Genomic DNA, 22,224 nt, shown 5'->3' with positions numbered 1-22,224 from the left:
GGTTGCGGGCAGTACCCGATGGGCAGGCACTGCGCGTGTCCGTAGAGGTGGTGTCTTTCCTGTGGGGGAAACCGTGAGTGTGTGTGTGATCGGTGCAGGCCTGTCGGGTCTGGCCACGGCACGGGCCCTCAGGACGGCGGGTGTCGACTTCGTGTGCCTGGAGAAGTCGGGCGGCGTGGGCGGCATCTGGCGCCGCCCCGAGGCCGGGGAGCGAGGGCCGGGCTACCTGTCGCTGCACCTCAACACGACCAAGCAGCTGACCGGTTACGCCGACTACCCGATGCCCGCCTCCTACCCGGTCTACCCGCGGCACAGCCAGGTCGCCTCCTACCTGCGCTCGTTCGCCGAATGGGCCGACCTCCTGGACCACATCGAGCTGGAGACGTCCGTCGAGTCGGTGCGGCAGGAGGCCGACGGTTCCTGGACGGTCGTCGCCGTGGACGCCGGGGGCACCCGCGGCGTGCGGAGCTTCTCGCATGTCGTCGTCGCCTCGGGGCACAACACCGAGCCGTCCCTGCCCGCGCTGCCTCCGGGTTCGGACACCTTCACCGGAACGATTCTGCACGCCCTGGACTACCGCGACGGCGGCGACTACGCCGGTCAGCGGGTGGTCGTCGTCGGGCTCGGCGCCTCGGCCGTGGACATCGCGGCGGACCTCTCCCGGTACGCGGCGACCACCCTGCTCTCGGTGCGCCGGGGTCTGCACATCCTGCCCAAGCAACTGTTCGGCATCCCGCTCGACGAGGTCGCCGAGGCGCCGTGGTGGACGAGCATGTCGCTGGCCGAGCAGCGCCGCTTCATCGAGCAGGCCCTCCTCGTGGCCCGCGGCAGGCTCTCGGACTACGGGCTGCCCGAGCCGGACCACCCGGTGTTCGCCTCGGCCGTGACCATCTCGGACGAGATCCTCACCCGCATCCGGCACGGCGGGGTCGTCCCCAAGCCCGCGATCGCCTCCCTCGACGGCGATCGGGTGATCTTCACCGACGGTTCGTCCGCGCGGGCCGACGCGATCGTGCACTGCACCGGCTACCGCATGGCGTTCCCGTTCCTGCCGTCCGGCTGCCCGATCGGGGAGCGGGGGTCGGTCGAGCTGTACAAGCGGGTCGTCGCGCCGGGCCATGCCGGTCTGTACTTCGTGGGCCTGGTCCGTCCGCACGGCTCCATCACCCGGCTCGTGGAGGCACAGTCCCGCTGGATCGCGCGGATCGTCTCGGGCGAGGCGGTGCTGCCCGAGCCGGAGGTCATGCGCAAGGAGGTCGCCGCCTACCTCAGCGGCATAGCGGGCCAGTACGGACAGGCGGAGGGCGCCTCGATCCAGGTGAACGTGGCGCCGTATCTCCAGGAACTGCAAGGCATATGACGGTGCATCAGCCGACGGGCCCGTCGGGGGTCGGCAGGCGGGGGCTCCCCCGTCGGCCGGCCCCTTCGCCGTCCCGCAGCCCCTCGCTCCCCCGGTCCTCCCCCGCGTTCCCGGCCGCCGCGGCGGGAGGGGAGCGGTTCGACGTCGTCGGCGTACGGCTCCCCCGCGAGGTGTCCCCCCGTACCGCCCGTTACGGCACGATCGCGGGCTCGGCGGGCAGCAGGCCGACGGGCGGGCGCACCTCGTACGCCTCCGAGGAGACGTACGTCGTCACCCGAGGCGGCCGGCCCTGCTGGTGGGCGAGCGCCAGGTAGGCGACCAGTCCCACCCCGTCCTCCGGGCTGCGGTCGGTGACCGCGGCCACGGCACCCAGCAACGGGGCGGGGTCCTGCCCGTAGCGGCCGAGCAGGGCGGTGGCACGGGTGAGGGCGTCACCGTCGTGCCGTGCGTAGTCGCGGACCGGGACGTAGAGGGTGAAGCCGCTGGGCAGTCCTGACCCGGTCTCGGTGAAGGCGTGGCAGGACTGTACGGGCCGCCGCACCACCCGTCCCGAGTCGGCGCCGCCGCCGTCCTCACCGTCCTGGCCCGCGGCGATGCGGAAGAACTCCTCGGTCTCCGCGGCGAGCGGACCGCCGTCCATGCGGGACAGGGCGCCGGCCTCGGTGGCCGACAGGTCGTGGTGGGCGAGGTAGACCTTCACCCGGGGTTCCGCCCAGTCGCCCAGGTCCAGGGCGAAGAACAGGTGGCGGTCGTGCGGCGGCAGTGCCGCGAACGCGTCGCGGTGGCCGAGCCGCCGCAGCGCCTCACGCACCGTGGCGGCGGCACGTTTCTGCCCGGTGGCCGCGGGGTTGAGGTAGACCTTCACCTTGGGGACGCCGCCGGGACGCAGTTCCAGCGCGCACCACAGGGCGAGGGGACCCTCGGGCGAGGGCGGGAGGAACAGGTCCTCCAGTTCGTCGAGCCGGTCGGTGGTGAAGCCCCAGCGGGCCGCCGTCTCGCGGACGGCCCGCAGTCCGAGGCGCCCGTTCTGTGCCAGGCCGCCGGCCGCGCAGCCCGGCTCGAGCAGCACCCGCAGGGTGGGCGCCGCACCGGGCACGAAGGAGAGCGAGAACTCCACCGGGGTGTGGTCGTCGGAGAGGAACGTCGGGTTCGGGGGCGGCAGGTCGAGCGGCCGGTCGGCGGCGGCACCCAGCATCTCGGTGAGGGTACGCGCGTAGACCTCGCGATCATGGGCGGTGAGTCCCACGATCTCGCACAGGTTGCGCAGTTGGCGGGCCGTGTGGCCGCCGAGCGTGTCCGTGCCGGAGGGTCTCGGCGCGCCGGGCCGGGCGGCGGTCACCGGCTCTCCCGCCACGGGCCGGAGCCGACATGGAGATACCCGCCGGCGAGGGCGGGTATCTCGAGGCTCAACGCTGCTGGGTGTTGATGGGGAACGGTGTCGGTGGATATGTGGTCCACGGCAACTCCTCGGGCTCGTGGGATATGCGGGTCACCGCATGGCTCACTACCCCTGAGGTTGAACCGTCATACGAGAGTGAAGAGTTGGCCGGTGTTGTGTGAATCACCTCGTGAGCCAGTTGAGGAACTGGCTCCACACACCCGCGCGTTCGGATCGGGCGCCCGGCTGGGGCTGCTCCGGGCGGGCGGCCCCGGTGCGCGCCTCGGGGGCGGGCTTGCGCTCGGTGACCGCGGTGAACCGGGCGGGCAGCGCGATGAGCCCCCGGTTGAAGGGGCCGGGGCGCCAGGTCAGGCTCTCCTCGGGGACGGCGAGTTCGACGTCGGGAAGCTTGTTGAGGAGGTTCTCCAGCGCCGTCACGGTGATCTGCCGGGCCGGGTCCTTGGACGGGCAGGCGTGCGGGCCGGCGCTCCAGGCCAGGTGCGCGCGGTTGCTGCCGGCCTGCCGGGCGGCCGTCAGCGCGGCGCCGGTGTTGGCGGCGGCGAAGCTGACCAGGACCAGGTCGCCCGCCTGGAACTTCTGCCCGGCGAACTCCATGTCGGAGGCCGGGTAGTGCGGGGCGAGGTTCTGCATGGGCGGGTTCTCCCACAGCGTGTCGTCGATCGCCTCGTCGATCAGACCGCCCTGGTTGGCGTACGCGTCGTGGGTGAGCAGCCGGTGCAGGGTGTTGCCGATCAGGTTGCGCAGCGGCTCGTTGCCTCCCACCAGCAGGAGGGCCAGCTGGTGGACCATCTCTTCGTCGGTGAGCGCTGCCTGATGCTCCATGAGCCACGAGGTGACGTCGTCGCCGGGCTTGACCCGCTTGAGCGCGACGAGTTCGCCGACGGCGCCGAACAGCACCTCCATCGCGCGGGCCGGGTTGATGCCGTCGAACATGCCGGTGATGCCGTAGACGACACGGTCGCCGATGTCCGGGGGGCAGCCGAAGAGTTCGTTGAACACGAACAGCGGGAGCTGCTTGGCGTAGTCGCCGAGCAGGTCCGCCGAGCCGCGCGAACCGAACTGGGAGATGAGGTAGTTGGAGACCTGCTCGGTGGTGTGGCTCAGCTTGCGCGTGTCGATGCGGGCCATGCTGTCCGTGACGGCCTGACGCAGCCTGAGGTGCTCGGCACCGTCGCTGAACATGCAGTTGGGCCGGTAGGCCAGTACGGGGGCGACGGGGCTGTCGGGGGAGATCTTGCCCTCGTTGAAGTGCCGCCAGCGGCGTGCGTCCTTGCGGAACGAGCCGGAATCTTGCAGGAGTTGCAGGGCGGTGGCGTAGTCGGTGACGAGGGTGGCCTCGACGCCGGGGGCGAGTTCGACCGGGGCGGTCGGCCCGTAGTGGCGCAGATAGCTGTAGTAGGCCTGCGGGTCAGCCGCGAACTCGGGGCCGTGGAGCGGCACTCGGGCGCCGCTGTTGTGCGCCGGGCACCCGGGCGGGGGCACGGGAGCGGTGGGTTGGTCCATTTCTGCTCCTAGTGGGCACGGTCCTGCAAGTGGCGGACGAGAGTGATGAGCGCTTCGGCCGACGACTGCTCGTCCCGCGCGTCGCAGGTGACGACGGGGGTGTCGTCGAGCAGGTCCAGCGCGTCACGCAGGGCGGTCTCGTCCCGCAGGGGGGAGCCGTCGAAGTGGTTGACGGCGATGGCGTAGTCGAGCCCGTACTGCTCGATCAGGTCGATCACGGCGAACGAGTCCGCGAGCCGTTCGGGGTCGACGAGGACCAGGGCGCCGAGCGCGCCGCGGGCCATGTCCTCCCACATCTGCACGAACCGCTGCTGGCCGGGCGTCCCGAACAGGTACAGCACGACCCGGTCGCTGATGGTCAGGCGCCCGAAGTCCATGGCGACCGTGGTGGTGGTCTTGCCCTGGACCCCCTTGAGGTCGTCGACGGCCTCCGCGGCCCGCGTCATCGTCTCCTCGGTGGACAGCGGGGGGATCTCGGAGATCGCCCCGATGAACGTGGTCTTGCCCACCGCGAAGTGGCCGACGACGAGGATCTTCACGGCCGTCTGTGACGCGCCCTCACGGACGTACGCCTGTTCATCCAAACTTGGCCCTGAGACCATTCAGCACCTCCTCCAGGATCTCCCGGTCGGCGAGAGGCGCCCGCTGCACCGGCGGGCGGGTGATGAGGTAGCCGCCCTCGGTGAGGGCGGCGAGGAGGATCTTCACCACGCCGAGGGGCAGTTGGGTGTGCCCCGCGATCTCGGCGACCGACAGGTAGCCGGCCGAGCACAGCTCGAGCAGGCTCTGCTCCTCCGGCGACAGTCGGGTCGGCCGCTGCTGGTGGTCGGCGACAGCCGTCACCAGCGTGATGAGGGAGAGCTGCTCCTCGTCGGGCAGTCCGCGCCCCTTGGTGATGACGTACGGACGAACTAACTCCGGTGTCTGGGGCTCCAGTTCGTCGAAACCGGTCATGACCGCACGCCGAGGTTCTCGCGCGGCGGTGTCGTCAGGGCCTTGCCGAGCTGGCCGACGAGCTGCTGCATCCGGAAGGTGATGTCCGCCATGTCGACATCGGGCGAGGCGGAGACACCGAGGTAGGCGCCCTCACCTGCGGAGATCAGGAAGACCCAGCCGCCGTCGAACTCGACCAGCGTCTGCCGCCACCGCTGCTGGGCGTCCTCGCAGAAGAAGGCCAGGGAGCGGCTGAGTGACTGCACCCCGCTCATGGCGGCGGCCACGCGGTCCGCGTCGTCCTTCCCGATGTCCTGCGTCCGGGCCATCAACAGGCCGTCGGCGGATATCAGGACGGCGTGCAGGGCCCCGGGAATCTCCAGGGCGCTGTCAAGCATCCATGACAGATCGTCGTTCACGAGAACTCATGCCCTTCGCTGCTTGCGCCACGTGTGCTGCTGGACTGTTCCGCGGGGTCCGCAGGGGTGGCCCGCCGGCCCGACTGGGTGCCTCGCTGGAAGGCGCCCATGATCGCCGCCGTCTCCGCTCCCGAGCGGGAGGGCGCGGAGGCGGTCGGGGCACTGCCGGGCACGATGGCCATCGGCCGCTTCCGGCGCCGCTTGGGCAGGCCGTCGACGGTGGTGCTCGGGGCCGGGCCGGGCTCGGGGCCGCCGCGGGTGGGTGCGGCGACGGCGGGAGCGGCCGGCGTCGGTTCCTTCTGCTCGGGTGCGTTGGTGAGCAGGTCGTGCGGCAGAAGGAGGACCGCGCGTACGCCGCCGTAGGGCGACGTGGAGTCCACGGACACCTCGAAGCCGAAGCGGTCGGCGAGGACGCCGATCACCGCGAAGCCGAACTGCGGCGGGTTGCCGAGCCGGGAGACGCCCGAGACGCGGTCGCTGGAGAGGAGTTTCTCCGCGCGGGCCCGCTCCTCGTCGTTCATGCCGACACCGGCGTCGTCCACGACGATACAAATACCCTTGGGCACGGTACGAATGTTGATTTCGACGACCGTGTCCGGGCTGGAATAGCTGGTGGCGTTGTCGAGCATTTCGGCGAGGGCCAGTGCGACCGGTTCCACGGCGCGGCTGGTGATGCCGAAATCGACCTGCGAGAGAATTTCCACCCGCCGGTAGTGACGGATCCTGCCCTGCGCGCTGCGGACCACGTCGTAAACCGACGCCACATCGCGCTGACGACCCAGCCAGCCGTCACAGAGGACGGCGATGGACTGGGCCCGGCGGCCGAACTGAGAGTTCGTGTGGTCGATCTCCAGAAGGTCCTGGAGGATGACCGACTCGCCGTATTTGTTCTGGAGCCGGGAGACAATCAACTGCTGTTCCGCGGCAAGGCCCTGAAGGGTCCGCATGGCGGACTTCAGGACTGTTTTCGTAGCCTCGTCGGCTCTTTCCTGAGCTGCCTCGACGGATTTCGCGTACCCGTTCTCCAGCTCGTCGTGCCGAGCCCTGAGATCTGCGAACTCCTGCCTTAACGTCCGCGCCGCCCTCCGCTGACGAACAATGAGGGCGACGGCGGCGAGTACGGCGATGAGGAGAGCCCAGAGTACCGGGTTCTGTATGTAATCAGTCATAAGACTCTCTTCAGGCGACTGACGGCCAGTTGCTGAATTCCCGTCAATGCGGGTGGACCGGCGGGACCGCCCGCATCGGGGCCACCGCCCGGACTGTCCCCGTAGTCGGGGATGTCGTCCTTCACCCATCCGCCCGCTCTACAAGCGCCGTGATCGTATCACCACACGATGCGATCACAGACCGCCAACATGGGCGCCCCAGATGAACATTGACGGTTCGTCAGTGGACGCGGGACGGGCCGCCTCCGGCGCAACCGATAAACGGGCTTCCGCGGCATTCGGGAGGCAATCGAGGTGTTCGGAACGTTTTCCCGGAAGTCGCCGGGTGAGGAAACAACAAAACCCGCACCCGGGAATCCCGGGTGCGGGTGACGTCTGCGAGGTCGCTCTCCGCGACCTCTCCCCACCGAGCGGAAACCGCTCGATACGGAGGGTGACAAGTGTCCGAGGGGGGACTTGAACCCCCACGCCCGATAAAGGGCACTAGCACCTCAAGCTAGCGCGTCTGCCATTCCGCCACCCGGACCAGGTGTCTGCCGCCGCGGGTGTTCCCCGTGGCGACATGGACAACAATACCAAGCTTTCGGAGTGCGTTTCACCCGAGTATCCGCTGGCCGGGGGCCTGCGCGGGTGTCCCGGCGGGGCCCGGTCGCCGGGGTCACAGCGCGTGCGCGGACGGTCACGGGCGGCCGGTGGCGGGATCCGCCTCCGGGGCCGGCGTGGGAAGTGCCCGGATCAGGGTGTCGCCGTTTCCTCGTCCAGCGGTGCACGGAAACGATGCTCCGCCGCGCGGCGGGCCCGCTCCGCCCGGCGCGGGCAGTCCTCGCCCGGCGCCGTCAGAGCGACGTCGCCCTCGCGGCAGCCGTACTCACGGACTGCGACGCCGCTCCGCGAACCCGTGGTCCTCCGGTCCGTCGATGAACGGCACCCGCCCCGTCCGAGGGGCGGCGGGTGTGGCACGCGGTCACGGACCATGCAGCGAGGGGTGACAGCCGGTGTGCGAGGCGTGACTCGGGGCGGCGCCCCCTCATGTGCGCCGCCCCGAGCCTGGTTCAGGGCATCAGCTGGTACTCGGGGAAGTTCCCCGGCAGCCGCTCCCCCGCCGGTCCCCGGGTCACCGCCCGCACGAGCAGCTCGCCGCCGACGAACGCCCCGCGCCAGGAGGCCCCGAAGCCGCCGAACAGTTCGTCGCGGTCGCCGCGGGAGCGGGGGGTGCCGTGGCCGACCTTGAAGGCACGGATCTGCGGGGCCAGTCGCTCGTAGGTGGCGCGGTCGTCGGTGGACAGGGTGGCGACCAGCGCCCCGTTGGAGGCGTTCATGGCGGCGAGCAGTTCCGCCTCCGTGTCGACCAGGACGATGGTGTCGACCGGGCCGAAGGGTTCCGCGTGGTGCAGCGGGGACGACGGCGGCGGGTTGAGGAGCGTGACCGGACGGACGTACGCGGAGGTGTCCTGGCCGGGCAGGAAGAGGGCGTCCGCCAGGTCGCCGCGGTACAGCGGGACGGCTCCCCGGTCGACGGCCTCGGCGACCTGGTCGTGCAGGTCCTTGGCCTTGGCCGCGTTGATGACCGGCCCGAAGTCCAGGCGTGGGTAGGGGTCGTCGCGCTGCTCGACGGCCAGGGGGTGGCCGACCGTCAGGGTGCGCACCGCCGGGAGGTAGGCCGCGAGGAACGCGTCGAACAGCTCGCGCTGGACGACGAAGCGCGGATACGCGGTGCAGCGCTGCTTGCCGTAGTCGAACAGCTTGGGGACGTGGGCCGCGAGGGTGTCCCAGTCCGAGTGGTTCCAGATGCCCCAGGTGTTGAGTCCTTCCTGTTCGAGGATGTGCCGTTTGCCGAGGTCCGTCACGGCGGTGGCGACGGCGGCGCCGGTGTCGCGGCCGCCGACGAAGGAGACGCAGCCGATCTCGGGCGCCCGCACCAGCGCCTCCGACAGCTCGCCCCCGCTGCCGCTGACGAGGGTGACCGGGATGCCCTCACGGGCGGCGAGGGCGCAGGCCAGGGTGAGACAGGCGACGCCGCCGTCGGTCGGGGTCTTGGCGATGACCGCGTTGCCCGCGAGTGCTTGGACCAGTACCGCGTGAACGAGCACGCTCATCGGGTAGTTCCAGCTCGCGATGTTGGACACCGGGCCGTCCAGCGGGGCCCGGCCGGCCAGCATCGGTTCGATGCCGTCGACGTACCAGCGCACCCCGTCGACGGCCCGGTCGACGTCCGCCTGCGCGAGCCGCCACGGTTTGCCGATCTCCCAGACGAGCAGCAGCGCGAGGAGTTCGCGGTGGGCGGCGAGGGCGTCGAGGGTGGCGGCGACGCGGGCGCGGCGTTCGGCCAGGGGAAGGTGCCGCCAGGCGCGGTGCTGGTCCAGGGAGGCGCGGACCGCCTGGTGGGTGGTGGCCCGGTCCAGGCGGGGCGGTCCGGTGACGGGGCTGCCGTCGACCGGGCTGGTGGCGGGCAGGGTCCGGCCGTCGGCCTGCCACGAGCCGTTCCAGAGGTTGAGGACGCGGCCGTCGCGGAACGCCTCGGGGGCGGCGGTGAGGCAGCGTCGCCAGGCGTCGGCCCAGGAGGTGCCGGATTTGAGGGTGAGGGTGGATGGCATGCGGGTTGCTCCGCTCTCGGTGCACGGTCGAGAGGAAAGGGGGAAGGAGGAGGGCGCGGGCGCCGGTCGGAGCCCGCGCGGTCAGGGACGTCAGGTCCGGTTGCCGAGCAGGTCGAGGACGAGCTTCGCCGTCTCGGTCGGTGTGCTCCCCACCCGCACCCCGGCCGCCTCCAGCGCCTCCTTCTTCGCCTGCGCGGTCCCCGAGGAGCCGGAGACGATCGCGCCGGCGTGGCCCATGGTCCGGCCCTCGGGCGCGGTGAAGCCGGCGAGGTAGCCGACGACGGGTTTGGTGACGTGGTCGCGGATGTGGGCGGCTGCCCGTTCCTCCGCGTCGCCGCCGATCTCCCCGATGAGGACGACGAGATCGGTGTCCGGGTCGTCCTCGAAGGCGGCCAGGCAGTCGATGTGGGAGGTCCCGACGACCGGGTCGCCGCCGATGCCGACACAGGTGGAGAAGCCGATGTCGCGGAGTTCGTACATGAGTTGGTAGGTCAGCGTCCCCGATTTGGAGACGAGGCCGATGCGGCCGGGTTTGGTGATGTCGGCGGGGATGATGCCGGCGTTGGACTGTCCCGGGCTGATCAGGCCGGGGCAGTTGGGGCCGATGAGGCGGGTGCCGCGCTCCTTGGCGTACGTGGTGAAGGCGACGGAGTCGTGGACCGGAATGCCCTCGGTGATGACGACGGCGAGCCCGATGCCGGCGTCGGCGGCCTCGGTGACGGCCGGCCTGGCGAAGGCGGGCGGGACGAAGACGACGGTGACGTCGGCGCCGGTCGACCGCATACCGTCGGCGACCGACCCGAAGACCGGTACGGCGCGGTCGTCGAAGTCGACGGTGCGGCCCGCCTTGCGGGGGTTGACGCCGCCGACCACGTCGGTGCCGGCGGCGATCATGCGCCGGGTGTGTTTCATGCCTTCGCCGCCGGTCATGCCCTGGACGAGGACCTTGCTCTCCTTGGTGAGGTAAACGGCCATGGTGTCTCCTCAGGCTGCGGTGGCGAGTCGGGCGGCGCGGCGGGCGGCGCCGTCCATGGTGGTGGCCTGTTCGACCAGGGGATGCCGGTACTCGTCGAGGATCGCCCGGCCCCGGGCGGCGTTGTTGCCGTCGAGCCGGACGACGAGCGGCTTGGTCAGCCGTACGGTGTCCAGGGCGCGCACGATGCCCTCGGCGACCGCGTCGCAGGCGGTGATTCCGCCGAAGACGTTGACGAAGACCGACTTCACGGCCGGGTCGGACAGGACGACCGCGAGTCCGTCGGCCATGACGCCGGCCGATGCTCCCCCGCCGATGTCGAGGAAGTTGGCGGGGCGGGCGCCACAGCCGGCGACCACGTCGAGCGTCGACATGACCAGGCCCGCGCCGTTGCCGATGATGCCGACCTCGCCGTCCAGCTTCACGTAGTTGAGGCCCTTCGCGGCGGCCGCCTCCTCCAGCGGGTCGCCGTGCCCGGCGGCGGCCCCGCCCCAGCGGGCCTGCCGGAAGGAGGCGTTGTCGTCGAGGGTGACCTTGCCGTCGAGGGCGATCAGCCGGCCCTGCCGGGTGCGCACGAGCGGGTTGACCTCGACGAGGAGGGCGTCCTCGCGGACCAGCACCTGCCAGAGCCGGACCAGGATGTCGACGGCCTGCGCCGGCAGACCGGCCGCGGCGACGATCTCGCCCGCCTTCGCCGAGGTGACGCCCCGGGCCGGGTCGATGGGGATACGGGCGACGGCGTCCGGGCGACGGGCGGCGACCTCCTCGATCTCCGTGCCGCCCTCGGCGGAGGCCATGGCCAGGAAGCGGCCGGCCGCGCGGTCGAGGACGTAGGAGACGTAGAACTCGCTCTCGATGTCGACCGGCTGGGCCAGCATCACGGTGCCCACCGTGTGGCCCTTGATGTCCATGCCGAGGATCTGCCGGGCGGTCAGTTCGGCGGCGGCGGGGTCCGCGGCGAGCTTGACGCCGCCCGCCTTGCCGCGCCCGCCCGTCTTGACCTGCGCCTTCACGACGGCGCGGCCGCCCAGCCTGCGGGCGATCTCGCGTGCCTCCTTGGGTGAGTCGGTCACCTCGGCCCGCGGCACCGCGATGCCGTGTTCCTCGAAGAGTTCCCTTGCCTGGTGTTCGTACAGGTCCATCTCGGCTCCCGTCTGCGAAGTCATCGCGAGGCCGAACTCCGATGACTGAAAGTGCCGCACGCCCCCTGGACACCACCCACCGGATGCGGGATAACAAGCTTCATACAGTATTCGTCGACTGTATGCAATGTACCGCGAGAGCTTTCCACCCCCCTACGAAGGGACGGGACTTCGCCATGCCCGACGACACCCAGGACGCCATTTCCGGTGGTCATCTCGTTGCCAAGGCACTCAAAGCCGAGGGCGTCGAGCGCATCTACACCCTGTGCGGCGGCCACATCATCGACATCTACGACGGCTGCGTCGACGAGGGCATAGAAGTCGTCGACGTCCGCCACGAGCAGGTCGCCGCCCACGCCGCCGACGGTTACGCCCGCATCACCGGCAAGCCCGGCTGTGCGGTCGTCACGGCCGGCCCCGGCACCACCGACGCCGTCACCGGTGTCGCCAACGCCTTCCGCGCCGAGTCCCCGATGCTGCTGATCGGTGGTCAGGGCGCCCTGAGCCAGCACAAGATGGGGTCCCTCCAGGACCTGCCGCACGTCGACATGATGGCGCCGATCACCAAGTTCTCGGCGACCGTGCCCGACACCGCACGCGCCGCGGACATGGTCTCCATGGCGTTCCGCGAGTGCTACCACGGCGCGCCCGGCCCCTCCTTCCTGGAGATCCCGCGCGACGTCCTCGACGCCAAGGTGCCTGTCACGAAGGCCCGGGTGCCGCAGGCCGGCGCCTACCGTGCCTCGACCCGCTCGGCCGGCGACCCCGACGCCGTCGAGAGGCTCGCCGACCTCCTCACCCACGCCTCCAAGCCCGCCATCCTGCTGGGCAGCCAGGTGTGGACCACCCGCGGTACGGAGGCGGCCGTCGAACTGGTCCGCACCCTGAACATCCCGGCCTACATGAACGGCGCCGGCCGCGGCACCCTCCCGCCGGGCGACCCGCACCACTTCCAGCTCTCACGCCGTTACGCCTTCTCGAACGCCGACGTCATCGTCATCGTCGGCACGCCCTTCGACTTCCGCATGGGCTACGGGAAACGGCTGTCCCCGGACGCGACCGTCGTGCAGATCGACCTCGACTACCGGACCGTCGGCAAGAACCGGGACATCGACCTCGGCATCGTCGGCGACGCCGGCCTGGTGCTGAAGTCGGTGACCGAGGCCGCCTCGGGGCGCCTCAACGGGGGCGCGTCCCAGCGCAAGGAGTGGCTCGACGAGCTGCGCGCCGCCGAGCAGAGCGCCCTGGAGAAACGGCTTCCGCAACTGCGCTCGGACGCCTCACCCATCCACCCCTACCGCCTCGTCAGCGAGATCAACGACTTCCTCACCGAGGACTCCATCTACATCGGCGACGGCGGCGACATCGTCACCTTCTCCGGACAGGTCGTGCAGCCCAAGTCGCCGGGCCACTGGATGGACCCGGGCCCGCTCGGCACCCTCGGCGTCGGCGTGCCCTTCGTCCTCGCCGCCAAGCAGGCGCGGCCCGACAAGGAGGTCGTCGCCCTCTTCGGCGACGGCGCGTTCTCCCTCACCGGCTGGGACTTCGAGACCCTCGTCCGTTACGACCTGCCCTTCGTCGGCATCGTCGGCAACAACTCCTCCATGAACCAGATCCGCTACGGCCAGGCCGCCAAGTACGGCAAGGAGCGCGAGCGGATCGGCAACACCCTCGGCGACGTCCACTACGACAAGTTCGCCCAGATGCTCGGCGGTCACGGCGAGGAGGTCCGCGACCCCGCCGACATCGGCCCGGCGCTCCGGCGCGCCCGCGAGTCCGGGAAGCCCTCGCTGATCAACGTCTGGGTCGACCCCGACGCGTACGCCCCCGGAACCATGAACCAGACCATGTACAAGTGAGGAGCGCCGGTCATGACCAAGGCACTCGAAGGCATCCGCGTCCTGGACATGACGCACGTCCAGTCCGGGCCCTCGGCGACCCAGCTGCTCGCCTGGCTCGGCGCCGACGTCGTCAAGCTGGAGGCGCCCTCCGGTGACATCACGCGCACGCAGTTGCGCGATCTCCCGGACGTCGACTCCCTCTACTTCACGATGCTCAACTGCAACAAGCGGAGCATCACCCTCAACACCAAGACCGAGCGCGGCAAGGAGATCCTCACCGAGCTGATCCGGCGCTCCGACGTCATGGTCGAGAACTTCGGTCCGGGCGCGGTCGACCGGATGGGCTTCACCTGGGACCGCATCCAGGAGATCAATCCGCGGATCGTCTATGCCTCCATCAAGGGGTTCGGGGACGGCCCGTACACCAACTTCAAGGCGTACGAGGTCGTCGCCCAGGCCATGGGCGGGTCGATGTCGACCACCGGTTTCGAGGACGGGCCGCCGCTGGCGACGGGGGCCCAGATCGGGGACTCGGGGACGGGCGTGCACGCGGTGGCCGGGATTCTCGCGGCGCTGTACCAGCGCGAGAACACCGGGCGCGGGCAGCGGGTCAACGTGGCCATGCAGCACGCCGTGCTCAACCTGTGCCGGGTGAAGCTGCGGGACCAGCAACGCCTGGCACACGGACCGCTCGCCGAATATCCCAACGACGACTTCGGCGACGAGGTTCCCCGCTCCGGAAACGCGTCCGGCGGCGGCCAGCCCGGCTGGGCCGTCAAGTGCGCGCCGGGCGGCCCGAACGACTACGTCTACGTCATCGTGCAGCCCGTCGGCTGGCGGCCGATGAGCGAGCTGATCGGCCGGCCCGAGCTGGCCGACGACCCCGAGTGGGCGACGCCCGCGGCCCGGCTGCCCAAGCTGGGCAAGATGTTCCAGCTGATCGAGGAGTGGTCCTCGACCCTGCCCAAGTGGGAGGTGCTGGAGCGGCTCAACTCGCACAACATCCCGTGCGGCCCGATCCTGTCCACCAAGGAGATCATCGAGGACGAGTCGCTGGTCGCCAACGAGATGGTGGTCCGCGTACCGCACCCCGAGCGCGGCGAGTTCGTGACCGTCGGCAGCCCCCTCAAGCTCTCCGACTCCCCCGTCGAGGTGACCGGCTCCCCGCTGCTCGGCCAGCACAACGCGGAGGTCTACGTGGGCGAACTCGGCCTCGGCGACGAGGAACTGCGCCTGCTCAAGTCGAACGGGGTGATCTGACGTGATGGCCGAGGACCGCACACCGAGAGTGCGCGCGCTGCTCGACGCGGTGCGCGCCGAGGGCCGGACCGCGCTGACCGCGCCCGAGGGCAAGGTGGTCGCGGACGCCTACGGGATCGCCGTACCGGGCGAGGAACTGGCGGCCGACGTCGACGAGGCCGTGGCGTACGCGGCGCGTTTCGCCGGACCGGTCGTGATGAAGATCGTCTCGCCGGACATCCTGCACAAGACCGACGCCGGCGGAGTGGTCGTCGGCGTCGAGGGCGCGGCGGACGTACGGGCCGCGTTCCACGAGATCGTCGCCAACGCGCGTGCCTACGACGCCGACGCGCGCATCACGGGCGTACAGATACAGGAGCTGCTGCCGAAGGGGCAGGAGGTCATCGTCGGCGCGGTCACCGATCCGACGTTCGGCAAGGTCGTGGCGTTCGGGCTCGGCGGGGTGCTGGTGGAGGTGCTCAAGGACGTCACCTTCCGGCTGGCACCCGTGGACGCCGACGAGGCGCTGTCGATGCTCGACTCGATCCGGGCGGCGGAGATCCTGCGCGGGGTGCGCGGACAGGCGGCGGTGGACCGGTGGGCCGTCGCCGAGCAGATCCGCCGGGTGTCCCAACTGGTCGCCGACTTCCCGGAGATCGCCGAGGTGGACCTCAACCCGGTGATCGCCACCCCGGAGGGCGCGGTCGCCGCGGACATCCGCGTGATCCTGTCCGACACGCCCGTGAAGGAACGCCGGCGCTACACGCGCGCGGAGATCCTCACCTCGATGCGACGGCTCATGGAGCCCGTCTCCGTCGCCGTGATCGGCGCCTCCAACGAGCAGGGCAAGATCGGCAACTCGGTGATGCGCAACCTGATCGACGGCGGTTTCGCCGGGGACATCCATCCGGTGAATCCCCGGGCCGATGACATCCTCGGCCGCAAGGCGTACAAGAGTGTCACCGACGTTCCCGGCGAGGTGGATGTGGCGGTCTTCGCGATCCCCGCCAAGTTCGTGGCCTCGGCCCTGGAGGAGGTGGGACGCAAGAGGATCCCCAACGCCGTGCTCATCCCTTCCGGCTTCGCGGAGACCGGCGAGCACGCGCTCCAGGACGAGATCGTGGCCATCGCCGAGCGGCACGGCGTCCGGCTGCTCGGGCCGAACATCTACGGCTACTACTCGACCTGGCAGGACCTGTGCGCCACGTTCTGCACGCCGTACGACGTCAAGGGCGGGGTCGCGCTGACCTCGCAGTCCGGTGGCATCGGCATGGCCATCCTGGGATTCGCCCGGACCACGAAGACGGGCGTGTCGGCGATCGTGGGGCTCGGCAACAAGTCCGACCTGGACGAGGACGACCTGCTGACCTGGTTCGGCGAGGACCCGCACACCCGGTGCATCGCGATGCACCTGGAGGACCTCAAGGACGGGCGCGCCTTCGTCGAGGCCGCACGGGCGACCGTACCGAGGAAGCCCGTCGTCGTGCTCAAGGCGGGACGCACGGCGGCCGGTGCCAGGGCCGCCGGCTCGCACACGGGCGCCCTCGCGGGCGACGACGCCGTGTACGACGACATCCTGCGCCAGGCCGGGGTGATCCGGGCCCCCGGGCTGAACGAAATGCTCGAGTACGCGCGCGCGTTGCCGGTCCTTCCCACCCCCAAGGGCGACAACATCGTGATCATCACGGGGGCCGGCGGCAGCGGCGTGCTCCTGTCGGACGCGGTGACCGACAACGGCCTGACGCTGATGGAGATCCCGCCCGACCTGGACGCCTCCTTCCGGGAGTTCATCCCGCCGTTCGGCGCGGCCGGCAACCCCGTCGACATCACCGGGGGCGAACCGCCGTCGACGTACGAGGCGACGATCCGTCTCGGCCTGGAGGACCCGCGCATCCACGCGCTCGTCCTCGGCTACTGGCACACCATCGTCACTCCCCCGATGGTGTTCGCGGAACTCACCGCGCGCGTGGTGGCCGAGTTCCGCGCGCGCGGCATCGAGAAGCCCGTGGTGGCCTCGCTCGCCGGTGACGTGGAGGTCGAGGAGGCCTGCCAGTACCTGTACGAGCGGGGGGTCGTCGCCTACCCGTACACGACCGAGAGGCCGGTGGAGGTGCTCGGCGCGAAGTACCGCTGGGCGCGGGCGGCCGGGTTGCTGGGGGGCCGTTCATGAGGTGACCCGGCGCGGGGCCGGCCGACGGTGCGCGTCGGCCGGCTCCGGGACCCGCGCGCGCACGAAAGGCATGGGACAGGGGGCGCTGGCCAGATCTTTCGACGCAAGGGGTACGACACACATGACAGCCACCGACTTCTCCACGTCCCTCCCGTACCGGGAGGTGACGGACCGCAACGGCCGCTTGTACCGGATCGGCGAGACCGACCGGGACATCATGGGGCGACCACGCTGGACCATGGTGCTCTTCCCGTGGATCGGCATGATGGGCATCAGCTCCTCCGAGTACGCGTTCACCTCCGCCGAGGACACCCTGCACGAGGCCCACCTGTGGGACAGCGGGCACATCTTCTGGCTGATGGGGGTCTGGGTCTTCTTCCAGGCCGCCGTGGCCTTCCCCGCCGGGCAGCTGCGCGAGAGCGGAAGGCTCCCCGCGCGCTACGCGATGATGCTCGGCGCGGTGGGCACGATCTGCGGCTATCTCTCGCTGGCGTTCGCGCCGCACGTGATCGTCGCCTACATCGGGTTCGGCATGTTCAGCGGCATCGGCGCCGGCCTCGTCTACGCGACCTGCGTGAACATGGTCGGCAAGTGGTATCCGGAACGCAAGGGCGGCAAGACCGGCATGGTCAACGGCGGTTTCGCCTACGGCTCGGTGCCCTTCGTGTTCCTGTTCACCTCGTACATGGACCTGAGCAACTACGAGGTCGTCCTGGTGATGGTGGGCGTGGTCTGCTGCTCGGTCGTCGCCTTCGCCGGCTGGTTCTTCAAGGACCCGCCGAAGAACTGGTGGCCCGCGAACGTCGACCCGCTGCGGCAGACCGACGACCCGAAGATCCGCCGGGCACTGGAGAAGAACCCGCCGGCGGCCAAGCAGTACTCCCCCAAGGAGGCCGCCCGCACACCCGTCCTGTGGATGATGTGGTTCTGTCTGCTGTGCACCGCCGGCATCAACATCTTCGGCATCGCCTTCCAGGTGCCGTTCGGCAAGGACATGGGCTTCGCGGGCGGGATCGTCGCCACGGCGATGTCGCTGAAGGCCATCGTCAACGGCACCGGACGCGGCGTGATCGGCTGGATCTCCGACAGGTTCGGCCGCCGCCACACACTGATCATCGTGTGCCTGGTGCTGGGGACCGCCCAGTTCGGGGTGCTGGTCTCCGGCCAGATGGGCAGCATGCCGTTCTTCCTGTTCTGCTCCATGGTCTCCGGCTTCGGCGGCGGCGCGATCTTCCCGCTGTTCGCGGCCATGACGGCGGACTACTTCGGCGAGAACAACAACGCCTCCAACTACGGGATGGTCTACAGCTCGAAGCTGATCTCGGGCCTGGTCGGCTCGGGGATGGGCGCGGTCGTGGTCGCCGCGTGGGACTACGAGGGGGCGTTCGTCATCGCGGGGTCCGTCGGGCTGGCCTCCGCGGTCCTGGCGCTCTTCCTGAAGGCTCCGGACCGGCCGAAGCCCCGGAACGTCGTCCCCAACCCGCACCCGCTCGGTGAGGAGACGGCGTGACGTGACCTGGACGGAGCGAACCGGGCGGCCCTTCCCGCGAGGTGCGGGGAGGGCCGCCCGGTGTGCGGGTGCGGTCAGCGGCGCCGCCTGCGCAGCGCCGCGAGGTTGTCGTAGCCGGTCCTGGCATGCCGGAGGGACTGCCCGGGATCGGTCGAGCTGGGCGCGTTGTCCTGCTCCACCATCGGGTTGTGGTAATTGCGCTCCCCGACCCGGGAGAAGAACGTGGCGTAGTCGATGACGCCCGTCCCGAAGGGCACCATGTCGTAGCCCTGTCCGTTGGTGGTGTTGACCGTGCCGTCCTTGGCGTGGAACAGCGGGTAGCGCTTGTTGTGGCGGGCGACGAGACCGGCCGGGTCGAAGACCTTCTCCCGGGCGGCACCGTCGTGCGCGGTGTAGGTGTGGAACTTGTACCGGGCCACGTGCGCCCAGAAGATGTCCATCTCCAGCCAGACGTACTTCGGGTCGGTGGCCTTCAGGAAGTACTCCAGCTTGCGGATTCCGGAGCTGCGGGTGGGCCGGCCCAGGTCGTCCAGCGGGCCGCCGTCGAGGAGGAAGCCGTAGGCGGCGTCGTGGTTGTGGGTGTAGAGCTTGATGCCCTCGCGGTGGGCGATCTTCCCCAGGGCGTTCCACTTGTCGGCGGCGACGTCCCAGTCGGTCCGGTAGGAGCTGTTGGTGGGGTCGCCGCCCGTTCCCATGTGGTCCATGCCCAGGATGTTGGCGATCTCCAGGTGCTTCTTGAAGGTGTCCAGGTCGGCGGTGGTCAGCGGCCAGGAGGGCGGTATGAAGCCGTGGTTGCCCTGGGCGCGCAGGCCGTACTCGTCCAGCCAGCGCCGTAGCTGCCTGGCGCCCTCGACGGACTCCAGCGCGGCGCCGCCGGGCGCGTTGGCGTGCTGGCCGTAGCCGGCGAACTCGACCTGGCGGTAGCCGAAGCGCGCCAGTTGCCCGAAGACCTCGCGGAAGCCCGAGGGCAGGTCGGTGGCGAGCGGGTCGCGGCCGATCGCGTCGCGGACGGTGTAGAGGATGATGCCGCGCCTGTGGGCCGGCACGAGCACGTCACCGCCGTGTCCGTGGTCGCCGTGGCCGTGGGTTCTGTCCCGGTCCTGGGCGAAGGCCGGTGAGGCGCCGAGGACGGGGGCGGCGATCGCCGCGCCGGCGACGGCGGTGCAGGTGCTGAGGAAGCGGCGGCGGCCGACGCCGAGGCTGCGGCGCAAGGCCTCCTCGGGGCCCTCGGTGGCGTCGGTGCGGGGCGTGTCGGAGTGCGGGGTCACGGGTGCCTGCCTTCTGTCGTGGTCCGCCCCGGAGATGCGGGACGGCCCGTTGTCAGTGGTGCGTGCTTCACTGAAAGCGGCTCGATCTCGGCGGCCGGATGTCAGTCGAGTCCGGCGAGACGGAGCAGGAGTTGCTTGACATCGGTGGCCGCGACTCGGTCACCGACGGCGCGGGGGGTGGAGCAGATGAGGAGCGGACCGTCGTCGTCGCTCGCGGGTGGGCGGCCGTGGCTGCCCCGAACAGGTGACGGATCGAGGGGCACGACCGCCATGCGATAGCGCATGCCGAGCTTCTTGCGGGCCAGGGCGGTGGCCGCCTTGACCTTCACATAGGGGTCGAGCGGGTCCATGAACAGCTCGACCGGGTCGTAGCCGGGTTTGCGGTGGATCTCGACGAGCTGCGCGAAGTCGGGTGCGCGGGCGTCGTCGAGCCAGTAGTAGTACGTGAACCAGGCGTCCGGCTCGGCGACGGCGACGAGTTCGCCGGAGCGCGGGTGGTCGAGGTGGTGCGCCTTCTTCCCCTCGTCGTCGAGGAGTTCGGCGATGCCGGGCAGGTCGGCGAGGGCGGCCCGGGTGGCGTCCAGGTCCTCGGGGCGGCGCACATAGACGTGGGCGATCTGGTGGTCCGCGACCGCGAAGGCACGGGACGCCGTCGGGTCGAGGTACTCCATGCCGTCCTGGGTGTGCACCTCGAGCAGTCCGGCACGGCGCAGGGCGCGGTTGATGTCGACGGGCCGGCTCACCGGGGTGATGCCGTACTCGGACAGCGCGACGACGGTACGGCCCTGCGCGCGTGCCTCGTCCAGCAGCGGGGCCATGGCGGCGTCGAGGTCGGCGGCCGCCCGCAGGGAGCGTGGGTCGTCGGGGCCGAAGCGCTGCAGATCGTAGTCGAGGTGAGGGAGGTAGCACAGGGCCAGGTCGGGCCGGCGGGTGCGCAGGATGTGCCGGGTGGCGTCGATGATCCAGCGGCTGGAGACCAGGTCCGCACCCGGTCCCCAGAAGTGGAAGAGGGGGAAGGTGCCGAGTTCGTCGGTGAGTTCGTCGTGCAGCGCCGGTGGCCGGGTGTAGCAGTCGGGCTCCTTGCGGCCGTCGGCGTAGTAGACCGGACGGGGGGTGACGGTGAAGTCGGTGTCGGCGCCCATGGCGTACCACCAGCAGATGTTGGCGACCGTGTAGCCGGGACAGGCCCGGCGGGCGGCGTCCCACAGCTTGTCCCCGGCGACGAGACCGTTGTGCTGGCGCCACAGCAGGACGTCTCCGAGTTCACGGAAGTACCAGCCGTTGCCGACGATGCCGTGCTCGGACGGGTGTGTGCCGGTGAGGAAGGTGGACTGGGCGGCACAGGTGACGGCGGGCAGCACGGTGCCGAGCGGCGCCGAGGAGCCGGCCTGGGCGAGGGACTTGAGGTGGGGCATGTGGTCGAGGAGACGGGGGGTGAGACCGACGACGTCGAGGACCAGGAGGGGGACGGGACGTTCCGGGACCGCGGCGGCCTCCGGGGTGGCCGTCGCGCTGGCCTCCGGGGTGGCAGAGGTCATGGCAGCTCCTTCAGTCCGAGGTCGGTCAACAGGTCGCGGGCCAGAGCGAGTTCGGCGGCGATGCCGTCGGCGAGCTGGGTCCTGCCGCGGGGGCGCAGCTCGGGCGGGAGGGCCTGCCAGGTGTAGGTCTCGACCTCGAGATGGCGGGTGAGCGGGTGCGGTCCGCCGACGAGGCGGGTCAGGGCGTCCTTCAGGACGGGGAGCGTGGAGGTGAGGGGCGCGGCGGGGGCCGCGTGCAGCGGTACGTGGAAGTGGGAGCGCCAGGGCGAGGTGTCGGGCAGGGCGTCGCCGGCGAGGGCCTGCCCGAGGTCGTCGGTGCCGTGCCGGCCGGTGCTGTCGACAGCGCGGGTCTGGTGCAGGAAGCGGGGTTCGTCGAAGGCGGCGAGGGCCTCGCGGACGGAGGGGAGGCGGGGGTGTTCGGCGTGCAGGGCGGCCGACAGCTGGGATTTGACGACGGGGACGTGGGCGGCGGCGAGCGCGTCCAGGGCGGTGTGCGGGTCTTCGAAGGAGGTGGCGAGGTGGCAGGTGTCGACGCATACGCCGATGCGGGGGTGGCCGACGGCGGTGAGCGGGGCGAGGGCGTCGCCGGTGGTCTCGACGATGCAGCCGGGCTCCGGTTCGAGGCCGACCCGGACCGAGCGGCCGGTCAGGTCCGCGAGGGCGTCCAGGCGTTCGGCGAGGGTGAGCAGGGCGGCGTGCGCGACGTCGGCGCGGGCGGCGGTCCAGGTGGTGCGCCAGCCCAGGGGCAGGGTGGAGATGCTGCCCTCGGTGAGGTCGTCGGGGAGGAGACCGGTGAGGACGCGGGCCAGGGCCGTGGTGTGCTCGAGGCGCTCGGGGTCGGCCCAGTCGGGCTTGTACACGCGGTACTTGACCTGCTCGGCGCCGAATCCCTCGTAGGGGAAGCCGTTGAGGGTGACGACCTCCAGGCCCCGCCGGTCGAGTTCGGCGCGCAGGGCGCGCAGGGCGGCCGGGTCGGTGTCGAGGGCCCGCGCGGCGTCCTTGGCGAGCCACAGGCCGATGCCGAGCCGGTCGCGGCCCAGGCGGCGGCGGACGGGCTCGCAGTGGTCGCGCAGTTGCGCGAGCACGCCGTCGAGGGTCTCGGCGGGGTGCACGTTGGTGCAGTAGGCGAGATGGACGGTGGTGCCGTCGGGGTGGCGGAAGCGCAT

At 70.8% G+C, this 22,224-nt stretch carries 17 protein-coding genes and 1 tRNA gene; 5 read left to right on the top strand and 13 right to left on the bottom strand.

The window, feature by feature from the left end; translation table 11 throughout:
• The first annotated feature begins 73 nt into the window (after window positions 1-73).
• Window positions 74-1,360 (top strand): flavin-containing monooxygenase, encoded by a 1,287-nt coding sequence (locus ACFWJX_RS02765; protein ID WP_383235741.1) that lies wholly within the window; start codon window positions 74-76, stop codon window positions 1,358-1,360.
• A gap of 190 nt (window positions 1,361-1,550) precedes the next feature.
• Here the strand turns inward: ACFWJX_RS02765 and ACFWJX_RS02760 are convergent, their stop codons facing one another.
• The 10 genes from ACFWJX_RS02760 to sucC form a co-directional block, all read right to left on the bottom strand.
• On the bottom strand, window positions 1,551-2,699 hold the full coding sequence (locus ACFWJX_RS02760) for a tryptophan dimethylallyltransferase family protein (protein ID WP_383235738.1): 1,149 nt from the start codon (window positions 2,697-2,699) through the stop codon (window positions 1,551-1,553).
• A gap of 222 nt (window positions 2,700-2,921) precedes the next feature.
• A complete protein-coding gene (locus ACFWJX_RS02755) occupies window positions 2,922-4,262 on the bottom strand; it encodes a cytochrome P450 (RefSeq protein WP_383235736.1) in 1,341 nt (446 codons plus the stop codon).
• A gap of 8 nt (window positions 4,263-4,270) precedes the next feature.
• Window positions 4,271-4,864 (bottom strand): ATP/GTP-binding protein, encoded by a 594-nt coding sequence (locus ACFWJX_RS02750; protein ID WP_073497659.1) that lies wholly within the window; start codon window positions 4,862-4,864, stop codon window positions 4,271-4,273.
• A complete protein-coding gene (locus ACFWJX_RS02745; RefSeq protein WP_086771796.1) occupies window positions 4,839-5,216 on the bottom strand; it encodes a DUF742 domain-containing protein in 378 nt (125 codons plus the stop codon). Before ACFWJX_RS02745 ends, ACFWJX_RS02750 begins: the two co-directional genes overlap by 26 nt.
• Window positions 5,213-5,614, bottom strand: a complete 402-nt coding sequence (locus ACFWJX_RS02740; protein WP_073497663.1) for a roadblock/LC7 domain-containing protein — start codon at window positions 5,612-5,614, stop codon at window positions 5,213-5,215. Before ACFWJX_RS02740 ends, ACFWJX_RS02745 begins: the two co-directional genes overlap by 4 nt.
• Window positions 5,611-6,783, bottom strand: a complete 1,173-nt coding sequence (locus tag ACFWJX_RS02735) for an ATP-binding protein (RefSeq protein WP_383235731.1) — start codon at window positions 6,781-6,783, stop codon at window positions 5,611-5,613. The genes ACFWJX_RS02740 and ACFWJX_RS02735 overlap by 4 nt, the downstream gene beginning before the upstream one ends.
• Window positions 6,784-7,224: 441 nt before the next feature.
• A tRNA-Leu gene (locus ACFWJX_RS02730) sits at window positions 7,225-7,309 on the bottom strand.
• 526 nt (window positions 7,310-7,835) lie between these two features.
• Complete coding sequence (locus ACFWJX_RS02725; RefSeq protein WP_383235728.1) at window positions 7,836-9,377, bottom strand: aldehyde dehydrogenase family protein; 1,542 nt, start codon at window positions 9,375-9,377, stop codon at window positions 7,836-7,838.
• A gap of 90 nt (window positions 9,378-9,467) precedes the next feature.
• Complete coding sequence (gene sucD, locus ACFWJX_RS02720) at window positions 9,468-10,352, bottom strand: succinate--CoA ligase subunit alpha (RefSeq protein ID WP_383235725.1); 885 nt, start codon at window positions 10,350-10,352, stop codon at window positions 9,468-9,470.
• 9 nt (window positions 10,353-10,361) lie between these two features.
• Window positions 10,362-11,492: an ADP-forming succinate--CoA ligase subunit beta gene (gene sucC / locus ACFWJX_RS02715; protein WP_383235938.1), complete on the bottom strand. Its 1,131-nt coding sequence runs from the start codon at window positions 11,490-11,492 to the stop codon at window positions 10,362-10,364.
• Window positions 11,493-11,668: 176 nt separating this feature from the next.
• Here sucC and ACFWJX_RS02710 point away from each other — a divergent pair, with 176 nt between their 5' ends.
• The 4 genes from ACFWJX_RS02710 to ACFWJX_RS02695 all read left to right on the top strand — a co-directional run bounded on the left by ACFWJX_RS02710 (window position 11,669) and on the right by ACFWJX_RS02695 (window position 18,252).
• Entirely contained in the window at window positions 11,669-13,351 is a 1,683-nt protein-coding gene (locus tag ACFWJX_RS02710) for a thiamine pyrophosphate-binding protein (protein ID WP_383235722.1), read from the top strand.
• Between the two features lie 12 nt (window positions 13,352-13,363).
• On the top strand, window positions 13,364-14,593 hold the full coding sequence (frc, locus tag ACFWJX_RS02705) for a formyl-CoA transferase (RefSeq protein ID WP_383235719.1): 1,230 nt from the start codon (window positions 13,364-13,366) through the stop codon (window positions 14,591-14,593).
• Between the two features lie 4 nt (window positions 14,594-14,597).
• A complete protein-coding gene (locus ACFWJX_RS02700; RefSeq protein WP_383235717.1) occupies window positions 14,598-16,742 on the top strand; it encodes an acetate--CoA ligase family protein in 2,145 nt (714 codons plus the stop codon).
• 121 nt (window positions 16,743-16,863) lie between these two features.
• On the top strand, window positions 16,864-18,252 hold the full coding sequence (locus tag ACFWJX_RS02695) for an OFA family MFS transporter (protein WP_383235714.1): 1,389 nt from the start codon (window positions 16,864-16,866) through the stop codon (window positions 18,250-18,252).
• 74 nt (window positions 18,253-18,326) lie between these two features.
• On the opposite strand, the gene ACFWJX_RS02690 is transcribed toward ACFWJX_RS02695, so the two are convergent.
• From ACFWJX_RS02690 to eboE, 3 genes are all read right to left on the bottom strand, one after another.
• Window positions 18,327-19,520, bottom strand: coding sequence for a sugar phosphate isomerase/epimerase family protein (locus tag ACFWJX_RS02690; protein WP_383235711.1), 1,194 nt, complete (start codon window positions 19,518-19,520; stop codon window positions 18,327-18,329).
• A 101-nt stretch (window positions 19,521-19,621) separates the two neighbouring features.
• Window positions 19,622-21,058 carry an alkaline phosphatase family protein gene (locus tag ACFWJX_RS02685; RefSeq protein WP_383235708.1) on the bottom strand — a complete coding sequence of 479 codons (1,437 nt, stop codon included), beginning with the start codon at window positions 21,056-21,058 and terminating at the stop codon, window positions 19,622-19,624.
• On the bottom strand, window positions 21,055-22,224 hold the full coding sequence (gene eboE, locus ACFWJX_RS02680) for a metabolite traffic protein EboE (protein WP_383235705.1): 1,170 nt from the start codon (window positions 22,222-22,224) through the stop codon (window positions 21,055-21,057). Before eboE ends, ACFWJX_RS02685 begins: the two co-directional genes overlap by 4 nt.

Source organism: Streptomyces sp. NPDC058335 (assembly GCF_042723915.1).
In the GTDB taxonomy this organism is placed as follows: Bacteria; Actinomycetota; Actinomycetes; order Streptomycetales; family Streptomycetaceae; genus Streptomyces.
This window is presented reverse-complemented; position numbering and strand designations above follow the sequence as displayed.